The sequence below is a fragment of the Methylobacterium sp. WL19 genome (assembly GCF_008040005.1).
Taxonomy (GTDB): domain Bacteria; phylum Pseudomonadota; class Alphaproteobacteria; order Rhizobiales; family Beijerinckiaceae; genus Methylobacterium; species Methylobacterium bullatum.
Window position 1 is genome coordinate 1 of the sequence record NZ_VRVC01000311.1, and the last position, 494, is coordinate 494.

Genomic DNA, 494 nt, shown 5'->3' on the forward strand with positions numbered 1-494 from the left:
GGTCGGTCCGGCGCCCGCGGCGTCGGCGGCGAATTCCCGCGCCCGGCTCCAGTGCCGCACGGCGAGGTGGAACCGCTCCATCACGAAGGCGCCGAGGCGCAAGGACGGGGTCAGCAGCCCGAAGGATCCGGCATGCCCTTCCGCCACCGCGTCGAGGGAGCGTCCGACCCCGGCATAGATCGGCAGGAAGCGCTGGCTGTAGGCGGTGTCGCCCCCGGCGTAATGGGCGAGTTCGTGGCCGATGATCGCCGCCACCTCGTCGCCGCGCATCAGGGCGAGGTAGGGCAGCGGGAGATAGAGGATGCGGCCCGTCAGGCGCTCGCCCCCCGGCTCCACAACGGCCGGCCCGGCGCTGACGAAGAATCCTCCGGTGAGGCCCACCACCACGGCCTCGGGCTTGAGCGCTCCCAGCCGTTCGGCGAGCCCCTCGGTGAGACGCCACAGGCCGGGCGCCTCGGCCGGCGAGACGGTCCGGCCGAGGATCGGCAGCGGGT

1 protein-coding gene is annotated in these 494 nt (G+C 73.9%); it reads right to left on the reverse strand.

Translation table 11 applies throughout. The features are described from left to right. Positions 1–494, reverse strand: a 494-nt coding sequence (locus FV220_RS25245) for a M48 family metalloprotease (protein ID WP_147833598.1), incomplete at both ends; no start/stop codon positions are given.